Below are 12,037 nucleotides of genomic sequence, written 5' to 3'. Positions count from 1 at the left end.
AAAATAATATTAACATGTGGGGGAATATTAGGATGCCAGTGCAAGATTATAAGTGGCTTTCGGAACAGGAACTGTTGAATCATTACTTAAACGTGCGGCAATATATGGAGAAAGGTTTTCGTGCAGAAGGGTTAAAAGAAGAGTTGGAATTAATTCTCCATGAATTTGAACATAGAAAGATGGAGGTGGTGAAGAATAAAGAAGTGTATTTAGAGGAAATTCTCGATTATATTCGGACGATTCGACTATAGTTCTGTCTGGAAACTTTTTCCGGCAGGCTTTTTTTGTTATCGGTGAGCTTAACCTCGTTCAATCCTATTGGTTTCATCTAGTTCTTCCCAGTGATAAAATAATTAATGAAAGTGGGGGTCGACAGATGAATTTGGAAAACACAAGTACCTTTAACGTGAGAGCGCAAATAGAAACATGGATGGCAATGCCGTTCTCTAAACTTAATGAAACAGAAATACTCCGTGCCCTTGCCGCTCTGGAAGAATTTGATAATAAGGAAGATAGGGAAATAAATATACTTAAAGGAATTATTCAGTCCATGGCAGGCATCTCCAGATATAATCGTAAACTTACTATAGATGAAAAGGTGGAACAACGACTAACAGAAGCTTGGCAGTTGGCCCATGAGAATGATTATGTGGCGAAGGTTATTAGTGAAGTCTACAAAATAAGTATTAATCAATCTTTATTAGAAGGAGATATTCCAAAGATCAGAGAAACAGACCACAGTCAAGGGAAAAAACAGACGATACATCATGTCACCGTGCTTATGGATGAAATCATTCAAAAAGCCACTCATATGATCGGAAAAATGACTATAGTGATCGAGGCAGCGAATAGGCTGCAAAAACAAAATCATGTAGATGACTTGGAAAGGGGAAAAAAGATACTTCTAGAGTTAAACAATGCTGCTGAAACGGTTCAAGAAAATGCCGAAATATATAAACAGACGATTAGCGGAATATATTTTTCAAAAGAGAAGCATGAAGTCTTCCAGCAATCGTCAAAAATGGTGGTAGAGAAAAACGAGGCTTGGAATAAGTGGAGAGAAGTACTTGCCAACGAAGAAGAAAGTGCCTTGATGAAATTAAATACAATGGTCGGTCTAGGAGAAATAAAAGAGAAAGTTCATCAATATTATCAGTATTTAATCTATGAAAAGGAACGGAAAAAGAGAGGCTACCATCTGCAGAATAATCAAAGCCTTCACATGATTTTAACTGGAAATCCTGGTACCGGAAAAACGGAAATCGCGAGGCTGTTGGGGAAAATCTATCATGACTTAGGGGTACTCCCACGGGAGCAAATTATAGAAGCGGACCGATCTCAACTAGTAGGAGCCTACGTTGGTCAGACAGAGGAAAAGACGATGCAATTCGTTCAAAAATCCGTTGGAGGAGTCCTCTTTATTGATGAAGCATACAGTCTGAAGCGGGAAGGGGGAAGTGGGAATGATTATGGTCAAACGGCTATAGATACACTCGTTTCTGCCATGACTAGTGACACCTATGCTGGGAAATTTGCCGTGATTTTAGCAGGTTATCCAGAGGAAATGAGGAATTTTCTCTGGAGTAATCCAGGTTTGAGGAGCCGTTTTCCGGAAAGTAATCATCTACACCTCCCTGATTATAGTATCGATGAGCTCGTTGAGATTGGAGAACAAGTGGCACTGGATAATGATTTTGCCATCACAGAAGAAGGAATAATAGAACTTCGGAAACGAATTGTCACAGAGCAGGTAGATGAAAGCTTTGGGAATGCCAGAACCGTTAAAAACATCGTACTCGATGCGATTTTTCAAAAGGGAGCAGCAGCAGTTAAACTGGAGCAATTCTCGAAGGCTGATTTTACGTTATTAGATAAAGAATCCTTCCAAAGGAATTCGGATAATAACAATGGAAATGAACGTTCTTCGAAAAAGCAATTAAATGACCTGATTGGACTAAAGGAAGTCAAAGATCAAGTAAAGATGCTAATATCTTTTGTGGAAGTACAAAAAATCCGTGAAAAAAAGGGATTACCATCTGTTCCGATCCAACTACACGCGATTTTCACAGGAGAACCGGGCACAGGAAAAACAACCGTTGCGAAAATATATGGGCAGATTTTGCATGAATTGGGATTATTAAAACGTGGTCATATGGTTGTTGCAGGGAGGAGTGATCTTGTTGCAGGGTACACAGGACAAACCGCCTTGAAAACAAAAAAGAAAATCAAAGAGGCGCTCGGTGGAGTTTTGTTTATCGACGAAGCTTATTCTTTATTGTATGGATCACAGGATTTCGGGAAAGAAGCAGTGGATGCTCTCGTTGAGGAAATGACAAAACATAATGAGAACCTTGTTGTTATTTTAGCGGGATATTCGAATCCTATGAATGCCCTGATTCAAAGTAACCCTGGCCTTGCCTCCCGATTTAAAAAAACGATCGAATTTCCAAGTTATACTTCTCTAGAACTCGTGGAGATCCTTCACTTTTACATCCTCCAGTTTGGCTATGAAGTGGATAAGGAGACGTTGGCAGAATTGAATATGTCCTTCCAGAAAAACAAGCCTGAAGGGAATGGAAGAGCCATGAAAGATCTTGTGGAAGTGGCGATTCAACGACAAGCCTATCGACTAATTCAAGGGAAAAAAGAGGATTTTGATCAAGATTTCACGAAATTAATTAGGGAGGATTTTTCGATATTGGAAAATGAGGTGGAATGAAAATGGTTATCTCTTCAGCGACGATCCCAGTAAGGTATGCAGAAACGGACCAAATGGGCGTAGTGTATCATGCAAACTATTTAATATGGTGTGAAATTGGGAGAACAACTTTGATTGAAGATTTAGGTTTTAAATACGCTGATATGGAACGGGAAGGGGTTCTTTCTCCCGTAACGAGCCTCAACATGAACTATAAGTTTCCTGCGAAGTATGGCGAAAGTGTCATCGTTCAAACGTGGATAGAGGAATACAATGGCATCAGGGTGAAATATGGTTACGAAATAAGAAATGGAAAAGACCAGGTCTGTTTAACTGGGACGAGTGAACACGTTTGTGTGGATAAGGAGACGTTCCGGCCTATCTCGATTAAAAAACACTTTCCGGAATGGCATGAGGTGTACGAGAAAAATAAAAAATAAATGCGCCTGTGTTCACTAATGACCTAATCCAAAAATCCTCATACTCTAGTTTAAAGGGGAGATTCAAGGTGAAAAAAGTCTTGGTTCTAATCATTGCCTGTTTGAGTTTGAGTATTATGACTGCCTGTGGGGGAAAAACAGCAGGAAGTTCTGACAATGAGGGAGATTTGTTGTTAAAGATCGGAGAAACGGGAATTGTTCAGAGTAATACAGGAAATTATGAGATGAAGGTCCATAAGATTCAACGTTTGGAAGAATACAAAGGTCGGACACCAGTTCAAGATTATTTCTTTCTTTTAGACATTGAAATCAAGAATACAGGGGACAGTGTCCTCCTTGGGAAAGATATTACTCGTGCCACCTTATTGAGCAAAGAAAATAAGACTGCAGAGAATTGGTACAGTGACTTTTTAACCCTTGTCCCTGACCGCATTGAACCGGGAGAAACGGTTCATGGAGAAGTCTTCTTTGACCAGGAACATTCTGAGGAATATACACTGACGTTTGCCATTCCTTTATCTGATCCAGATAAAACTGAACATATATGGACATTTCATCTAGATGATACAGAATTAAATTAAGGTGAATTTACTGATTTTTAGAATAGATACCTTTCTCATGTACAAACTATCTTTGTATTTTATACTTGAGGAGGATCTGAAATGGCAAAACCAGATAATCGAAAAAATAATGTGGAAAGACTTCAAAAAATGGTGGAGAATACAAAAGAGAATATGGAAGCGGCAGAAGAAACCATGCATAATGAAGATATGACAGCTGCAGAAAAGGATGCTATTGCTGAAAAAAATCACCGACGTCAAGAAAGTATTGAAAGTTTCAAAGCGGAAATAGCCGACGAAAAAGCCGACCGAAGAAACGGCAGAGTTTAATAGCAGAATTTCAGTTTACACCACGTGGAAGGACATCCCACCAATGTTCTTCCTTTTTTAGATAAAAAAATTAAGAGTTTATCATCAAAAAATCATGTGAGATTCCCTTACATTCTAATGGTTTTTAGTTGAATCATATAATCAATCATAGTTAAATGGATAGTGTGAAGGGAGTAACATAGGATGGCATTTGGAATAACGAAACATGACTTGAAGGAATGGAAACAGGCAGTCAGAAGAGGAGAACTTGCCTTTCTAACTCACTATTGGATAGATGATAGATTCCCCCATTGCAAAACTGTTACGAAAGTGGGATGCTCTAACAAGGAGAGGTTATTCCTGTGGGGGGAAAAATATGGTTTGAGACGGGAATGGGTTCACGATAGAGAGCGTTATCCACATTTCGATTTACTTGGGGAAAGACAAAGGGAAATTTTAAAACAGGAAGGGCAATATGAACAATTACTTAAATTAGAAAAAAAGGGAGGATGATTGCAGTGACTGAAAAACAACAGGAAATTATCAAAGCATTGCATGTCAAACCGGAGATAAATCCGAAACAGGAGATTAGAGTCAGGCTGGATCTGTTAAAAGATTATTTAAAAAAGTCAGGTTTAAAGGGATACGTTCTTGGAATTTCCGGCGGTCAGGACTCCACATTGGCAGGAAGATTAATTCAGCTAGCCATGGAGGAATTAAATGAAGAAGAAGGTACAGATAACTACACTTTTTATGCGATACGTTTACCCTATGGAGTACAGGCTGACGAAGGGGAAGCTCAGCAAGCATTAGATTTTATTCAACCTTACCACCGACTCACGGTGAATATTAAACCGGCTGTAGATGCCTCTTATCAGCAATTCATCGAAGCAACGGGAGAAGAATTAACAGACTTTGTAAAAGGGAATACGAAAGCGCGGGAACGAATGAAAGTGCAATATGACGTGGGGGCTCATTTCGGATGTCTTGTCGTGGGAACAGATCATGCTGCCGAAGCTGTAACTGGCTTTTTCACGAAATTCGGCGATGGTGCTTGTGATATCACTCCTTTGTTCGGGTTAAATAAAAGACAGGGAAAAGCACTATTAAAGGAATTGGGCGCACCTGACTTTATCTTCACGAAGATACCTACTGCTGATTTAGAGGAAAATATCCCGTCCCGTCCAGATGAAGATGCCCTTGGAATGACGTATGATCAGATCGATGATTATTTAGAAGGAAAAGAGATTGAAGAACCTGCACAGGAAAATGTGGAGAAACGGTACCTTCAAACAGAACATAAGCGGCAATTGCCAGTAACGTTATTTGACAGTTGGTGGAAATAGGACAAGCAATAATCGATGTAAACAGAATGATCACCTTATTTACATAAGTGTAACAAAACAAAAGTGATTTCGGCGATTTTATAATTAAGTATAGATGAGCGTATGGATTTGGAATAAATCTGTCGATCATCTTTTTTTATCCCTTCTCCTGCCAGTTTGCGGAGGTTTTCTTACATGAATTCACTACTCTGTTTCACCATTTGGGCATATATGGAATATTCTAAAGGGAAACGTAAGGAGGGAGTATGAAGTGAAAACATACTTTATGAACGGTCATACGAGTAAAGGTTTTTACAGCTTAATAGAAGACTTTTGGGCAAAAAGTTCAGAGGTATTTATACTAACAGGAAATAGTACGGGTGCAAAGGGGAGTGTTTTGAAGAAAGCAGCAGAGGCAATGGATTCCGAGGGAATGGAAGTGGAAGTATATGTTCACCCGGACAATGGAGAAATAGTGGAAGCCCTCTTTACCCCCAAGGAAAAGTTGTTAGTATTAGCTGATAATAGCCCACTCCTGCCTTCTAGTCGGTATTCTGGTTTGGGATATAAAACACTGTCTCTTCATGATACTGTCACGGAGGAAAAATTAAAATCCCGTTCTGCGAAACTACTTTTATTATTAAATGAATTGGAGCGGTTAAGGGATGAGGCCCATCGCTGTTTTGCAAAAGGGGTAGAGATTCATGAAAAGAAAGAGGAAATTTATTTGGAAGGGATGAATTTTCTAAAAGCAGACAAAGTGGCAGAGGAACTAATTTCTGATTGGGTTTCTGCAAGCCAATGTAAGGAAAAGGAACCGATCGTTTCAAATCATTTTTTCGGGGCAGCAACAGCATATGGTCCGATTAACTTTATTGATAAAATAACAGAGGACTTGGAACATCGGGTGATCATTAAGGGGAGATCAGGAAGCGGGAAGTCCACGTTGATGAGAAAGATCGGATCAGTTGCAGAAAAAAAATCCTTATCTGTTCAATATTTCCCCTGTGGATTAGATCCTAATAGCCTGGACATGGTTGTGATTCCTGCGTTAAAGATGGCGATTCTTGACGGAACACCACCACATGTAATAAACCCTGAAAGAAGTGGAGATGTAACAGTAGATATGTTTAAACGGTGTATGGATCCTAGCGTGGAAAGGCAACAGGAAGAGAATTTAGAAGAAATAAGTGAAGCTTATAAGCAGATAATGAAAACAGGAACGAAGTATCTTCACAAGGCAAATGAAATCGACCGCCTGCTGGACAGTATTTATCTTGATGCCACGAAAGAGAAAATGTTCGAGGAAAAAACAGAAGAAGTTATCACAGGACTTTTGAATCGTTTAACCAAAAAATGATTGTAGCGATAAAAAGGAGCCAGTGCTCAAATAACGGAGTTCTTTATAAGAATGAGGTGTCTAGAGAATTATATCGATTTTTAAGTAAGGAAAAGTATGAGCGTACAATTTGTGGTTAAATTGTACGCTTATTTTTTTTTGAAATTTCTATTCTGATAACGGCTTTCGTTGTTTTGGATTGACACGTGAAAAATAAGATGTGGCAATTATACGTGCTGAATAAGGGAGCAAAGACACAAGTCAACATTATAGATTAATAAGCATGAAAAAGAAGTAAAATAGTTATCATATATGTTCATCAATGATCGTGGTATAATAAACAACATTGAATCAATTACGATTACATGCGTTCAATGTGTGTTCTTATTGTAGATACGAAAGGATCGATAATGTTGCAATCTTCTGTATGGAAATTAAAAGGTTTTTTATTTTTCTTTCACTCTTCCATGACTATCTTAGTCAGTTATATGCCAATCTATTTTCAATCTCAAGGATTGTCAGGTTCCCAAATTGGATCACTATTGGCAATTGGTCCTGCGGCAGCAATTATTGCACAACCCTTTTGGGGGTTTATGAGTGATAAATGGAAAACAGTGAAAAGGGTATTGCTAATCTGTTTAACGTCTGCATTAGGAGCAGGCTTTTTATTATTTCAAATGACAGAGTTCTTTTTATTAATGGCGATGATGACAGTCTTTTTCTCCTTTACCTCACCGGTTGGGGGATTAGGAGATAGTCTGGCACAAAAGGTTTCTGTTCGAACGAACGTTTCATTCGGAAGTATTCGAATGTGGGGTTCTTTAGGATTTGGTATCTCATCCTTAGTCGGTGGGTATATATTTGCGATTATCGGTATTGGGAACATTTATTATGTCTATGCGTTTTTCCTTGTCATTGCAGCTTTATTTTGTTTTCTTTCTCCAGATAGTGCACCTTCTAAGAAGCCAGTTCAATTAATAAATGCTTTAAAGCTGGCTAAAAATGGGAAGTTAGCTCTTTTTTTAGCAATGATTCTGACCATAAGTTTAACCCACCGGATGAACGATTCATTTATTGGTCTGTTTATTATTGCCATCGGTGGAAGTGAATCATATATCGGTTGGGCCTGGTTTATAGGAGTATTAACGGAAGCGGCAGTCTTTGCCTTCAGTTACTATTGGCTGAAGCAATTCCATCCCCTAACATTAATTCATTTTGCAGCGATTTTATATACTATTAGATGGATTTTAATGTCAGTAGTCCCTGATCCAAATTTAGTGCTAGCGATTCAAGTACTTCATGGTATTTGTTTTGGTATATTTTATTTAACTGCCTTTCAGTTTGTTGGAAGATTAATACCAGAAGAACTGGAATCCACAGGTCATCTATTGTTTATTGCCGTATTTTTCGGCTTTGCAGGAGTAATCGGCTCCATTTTAGGTGGAAATATCATTGATTTATTTAATCCAAGAACGTTATATATGGTGATGACTGTATTTAGTGTCATTGGCGTGTTTGGTTCCTTTATATACCGAGCATATTATTTTAGAAGTGATGAGGGTAAGAAAGAGCTTGAAAAATTAAGGTCAACGTAAAGTAAATAAAGTCTCTTTTGAAAATAGGTGGGAGAAAATATGACAAGAGATAGGTCTCTTGTCTTTTTTTGTTGAGATTCGACATTTTTCATAGCATATCCCACCTTTCTAGTATTTGAATATGATATATTAATACTAGTTTTTTGATAATTTAAAATAGAGATAAAGGGGTCAGGTGATGTGAAAAAGAGTTTGCGGGCAAAAATAATATTTGGATTTGGAATTATTTTATGTATTACAGTTGCCATATCATCTTACTCGGTGTATACCCTTTCTGTTGTAAATAATAATGTGGAAGGTATTATCTCGGAGGACTTAGCAAGGATGTCAACGAGTGATGAGATGGCCTATAACATGGCAGATCGAATGGCAAGTATACGGGCTTACATATTAAGTGGGGACGAAGTATACCGGGAACGATTTATTGATATGGCAGAAGAAAGTGAGCTGCTTGGGGAAGAACTTCTCACCTTTTTTGGAGAATCGGAACAAGTCTCCCACCTCGTCAAACAAAGCAATCATTGGAATTATGTAACAATTACCCGTGTTTTCCCATCCTATCTAGAACATGGGAGAGATACGGCCTTAATTACTGTCCGCTATCAGTTAGACCCCATTGCTGAGGAAGTACAGGAAGGATTTAGGGAATTGGCTATTTCTGAAAGGCAATCGATAACCGCTCTCGGAGACCGTTTAATTTCGGATGGGGAGACGGTACGAATTTTTAATATTGCTGCGACAGTCATAGGAGTAATTGTAGCCATTTTTGTAGCTATTTTTGTAGCGAGACAAATCGTCACTCCAATTTTAAAGATCGTAAGGAAAATCGAGCAAGTCGCTAAAGGGGATCTTGCTGGAAAAAGTATAGTTACTAAATCCACAGATGAAATTGGTCAACTGACAAATGCAGTGAATGATATGGTAAAAAGTTTGCGGATGCTCGTTCGTCAGACAATGGAAACGAGTAATAAGGTAGCCCAAGCTTCTGAACATCTTTCCTCCAGTGCGGACACCACCTCAAAAGCTACTACAGAGATTGCCATCACCACAGAAGAGGTTGCATCAAGTGCCGTGAATACGGTGGAAAGTTCAAATGAGAGTGCGAAAGCGATGGAAGAGATGGCACAAGGCATATTCAGGATTGCCGAATCATCCTTGGTAGTATCTGAGTCAATGCAAGAAGCGACCAACCAGACGGAAAAAGGTAATCAGGATATTAATAAAGCAGTGGAACAAATGAGTTCCATATCTTCTTCGGTAATGGAGACTTCATCTGTGATGAATGAATTAGGAGAGAAATCAAAATCAATTGGTTCTATTGTAGAGATAATAACAAATATCTCAGAACAGACAAATCTTCTGGCACTAAATGCAGCAATTGAAGCAGCACGGGCAGGGGAACATGGTCTTGGATTTGCTGTTGTTGCGGATGAGGTCCGAAAACTAGCAGAAGAATCCAGGAAATCCGCGCTAGAAATTGGTAATGTCATTATAGAAATTCAGGACGAAACGGACCGGGCTGTAGTGCAGATGAGTGAAGGTGCTAAAGAAGTGAAAGAGGGAATTATTATCGTTAATAAAGCGGGAGAAGCTTTTAAACGGATAAGTAATTCGATTCTTCAAGTATCCACACAAATTCAGGAAGTCTCCGCAATTTCAGAGGAAATGTCGGCAAGTTCCGAACAAGTCAGTGCCTCTGTTGAGGAAATGGCAACAATGGCTGGAGAAACATCTGATCAATTTAAGAAAGTTCAATCCAGAACAGAGAATCAGTTATCATCGATACAGGAAATAACTGCTGCAGCTGAACACTTAAGTGACTTGGCAACTGAATTAAAGAGAGAAGTTGAGAAATTTCGAATCTGATAATTAACTAGAACCAAACTGTTTTTCGGTAGGCAGTTTGGTTTTTATGTGCCCATTCTCTTTTTTATCAGGTATAATATAGGAACCGGGGATATTATTTTATCTCCAGCAATTTAATAGAACTAGGTGATAACATGAAGTATATAAGAATCCTTTTATTGTTAGGATTCATTGGATTTATAATATATATGGTTTGGGACTGGATTGGTCTGTTTATGCAACAGGATATTGAATACTTTACAGCAGAGTCATTTCTCGGAGAATTAGGTTTAAGCCTCCTATGGGTTACGATTCCATTAATGATTGTTCAAGGTATTTTTACACTTTTTCCTGTCCTCATATTAATTATCTTACACTTTATTTCTTTTGGAGTAGTCGGAGGTTTTATTATTAGCGTGATTGGTGCTACATTAGGTGCTCTTGTTTGTTATTGGTTAACAGACTCCTTCAGTAGCCAATGGGTAGAGCGTTTTTGGAACAAACGGGAAAAAACATTAAACTGGTTACTTCGTTTAATGACTACTTATGGTGTTTTAATTATTGTCTTATTGCGCAGTATCCCTTTTGTCCCCAGTAATCTCATCTCTATTTCTGCCGCTCTTAGTCCAGTTACCCTTCAACAATATGTATGGTCTTCCGTTTTAGGGAATATCTCTATGGTGTGGCTATTAAGTTTGTTGTCTGCACCATTGTGGATGACAGAATCGATTTTTCTTCCGTATTTAGTTGGGTATATCATTTATGTCATTACTTTAGTTGGTTTTTATAGTTACCGTTATTATCAAAAGAAACGATTAATACCACAACAACGAGCACGAACAGTAAGGGGAATATTGAAAAAAAGTACTGGTTAATAATGGAAGGAAAGACAATTATTCGATTTGTCTCTTCTCTAGTTTCATTTTAAAGCGCTCCATGACCATGTGATGAATCCATCCTTGACTTAATCTGTATATTATCCAGGGCAAAGAAGGTTTAAAATGTACTAATGCTGTGAAGAGATGTGTTTCCGTAAGGACAAACCAAAATCTCCCTAATGGTTTTTGATGGAACCGCTCCTTATTTAGAATCCCACCTCTAATACTAATCTCAACCATATTAGGGGAAGCGGAATCGGTGATTCTTTCTAAGGTTAATAGTGGAGAGGGTAATCCCATTACCTTGAAGAAATATAAGTGATCTTTTTGCTCCACCTGAATGATTCCTTTCGTTAACGACCGGAGAAAGGCAACATAATCATTAACCCATTCAATAGAGCTTTGTTGTTTCCTTGTTTCTATCTTTTGAATGGATGTGACTGTACCTTTTGTTTTTCTGACATGGGGGAGCTTGCGTTTTTCCTTTAAAAAGTTTAATTCCCGATCGTTGTATCCATCTTGTAACATCACTACCTCTTTTTTATAGAATATAGATCCTATGGAAAACAGATGGATTATCATTTCCCTTAGATCTCCACCGTTTCCCTGGAGCATTTTGTCATTAGTGGGAAGGCACCCTAATAAAAGGATTTGATCATAGTTTTTGAAGAGGTGTGAGATGGTTTCCCAATGGATCGGGAGTGTTGTATCATCATCTTCTTGTTCTCCAGTTCCAAGCTTGTAGTGGGTGATTCCCTGTTTTAAACTGTAGGTAAAATGGTCCTGTTCCGTTTGGAATTGTTCTCCTGCCCCTGTAACGAGGGCGATGTTTTGAGACATCTTCTATCTTCCAATCTTTTTTTGTCAACTATAACATGAAAATAGCTAAAGGTGATATCATTGTTGCATGGATTTGGGAAATCTTTGACAGAATAAAGGATAATTCTATTTTAAATAAGAAAAGCGCAAGCGCCTATGGTCACGAGCGTAGGGCAGTGGAGAAATGACAACAGAAGTCCGCTCTTTGACTTCAGTTGTCACTTCCGAA

Annotated in this window: 12 protein-coding genes; 11 read left to right on the top strand and 1 reads right to left on the bottom strand. The window is 38.4% G+C overall.

Going from position 1 to position 12,037, the window contains the following annotated elements; all coding sequences use genetic code 11:
• Positions 1-32 precede the first annotated feature (32 nt).
• The 11 genes from KS419_RS11535 to KS419_RS11485 all read left to right on the top strand — a co-directional run bounded on the left by KS419_RS11535 (position 33) and on the right by KS419_RS11485 (position 10,986).
• Positions 33-251, top strand: a complete 219-nt coding sequence (locus tag KS419_RS11535) for a hypothetical protein (RefSeq protein ID WP_217066560.1) — start codon at positions 33-35, stop codon at positions 249-251.
• A 125-nt stretch (positions 252-376) separates the two neighbouring features.
• A complete protein-coding gene (locus KS419_RS11530; RefSeq protein ID WP_217066559.1) occupies positions 377-2,719 on the top strand; it encodes an AAA family ATPase in 2,343 nt (780 codons plus the stop codon).
• 2 nt (positions 2,720-2,721) lie between these two features.
• Positions 2,722-3,138 carry an acyl-CoA thioesterase gene (locus tag KS419_RS11525; RefSeq protein ID WP_217066558.1) on the top strand — a complete coding sequence of 139 codons (417 nt, stop codon included), beginning with the start codon at positions 2,722-2,724 and terminating at the stop codon, positions 3,136-3,138.
• Between the two features lie 68 nt (positions 3,139-3,206).
• A complete protein-coding gene (locus KS419_RS11520) occupies positions 3,207-3,719 on the top strand; it encodes a DUF4352 domain-containing protein (protein ID WP_217066557.1) in 513 nt (170 codons plus the stop codon).
• A gap of 81 nt (positions 3,720-3,800) precedes the next feature.
• Positions 3,801-4,028: a small acid-soluble spore protein Tlp gene (gene tlp / locus KS419_RS11515; RefSeq protein WP_217066556.1), complete on the top strand. Its 228-nt coding sequence runs from the start codon at positions 3,801-3,803 to the stop codon at positions 4,026-4,028.
• A gap of 183 nt (positions 4,029-4,211) precedes the next feature.
• On the top strand, positions 4,212-4,520 hold the full coding sequence (locus tag KS419_RS11510; RefSeq protein WP_217066555.1) for a hypothetical protein: 309 nt from the start codon (positions 4,212-4,214) through the stop codon (positions 4,518-4,520).
• A gap of 5 nt (positions 4,521-4,525) precedes the next feature.
• Positions 4,526-5,353 carry an ammonia-dependent NAD(+) synthetase gene (gene nadE / locus KS419_RS11505; RefSeq protein WP_343215056.1) on the top strand — a complete coding sequence of 276 codons (828 nt, stop codon included), beginning with the start codon at positions 4,526-4,528 and terminating at the stop codon, positions 5,351-5,353.
• Positions 5,354-5,603: 250 nt separating this feature from the next.
• On the top strand, positions 5,604-6,692 hold the full coding sequence (locus tag KS419_RS11500; protein ID WP_217066553.1) for a hypothetical protein: 1,089 nt from the start codon (positions 5,604-5,606) through the stop codon (positions 6,690-6,692).
• Between the two features lie 389 nt (positions 6,693-7,081).
• Entirely contained in the window at positions 7,082-8,266 is a 1,185-nt protein-coding gene (locus KS419_RS11495) for an MFS transporter (protein WP_217066552.1), read from the top strand.
• Between the two features lie 180 nt (positions 8,267-8,446).
• Positions 8,447-10,132: a methyl-accepting chemotaxis protein gene (locus KS419_RS11490; RefSeq protein ID WP_217066551.1), complete on the top strand. Its 1,686-nt coding sequence runs from the start codon at positions 8,447-8,449 to the stop codon at positions 10,130-10,132.
• A 134-nt stretch (positions 10,133-10,266) separates the two neighbouring features.
• Positions 10,267-10,986, top strand: coding sequence for a TVP38/TMEM64 family protein (locus KS419_RS11485; protein ID WP_217066550.1), 720 nt, complete (start codon positions 10,267-10,269; stop codon positions 10,984-10,986).
• Positions 10,987-11,004: 18 nt separating this feature from the next.
• On the opposite strand, the gene KS419_RS11480 is transcribed toward KS419_RS11485, so the two are convergent.
• Positions 11,005-11,829, bottom strand: coding sequence for a hypothetical protein (locus KS419_RS11480; RefSeq protein WP_217066549.1), 825 nt, complete (start codon positions 11,827-11,829; stop codon positions 11,005-11,007).
• Between the last annotated feature and the right edge of the window lie 208 nt (positions 11,830-12,037).

The sequence above is a fragment of the Evansella tamaricis genome (assembly GCF_019042215.1).
In the GTDB taxonomy this organism is placed as follows: Bacteria; Bacillota; Bacilli; order Bacillales; family Salisediminibacteriaceae; genus Evansella; species Evansella tamaricis.
The sequence above is the reverse complement of the archived record's forward strand: the minus strand, read 5'-3'. Positions and strand labels throughout refer to the sequence as shown.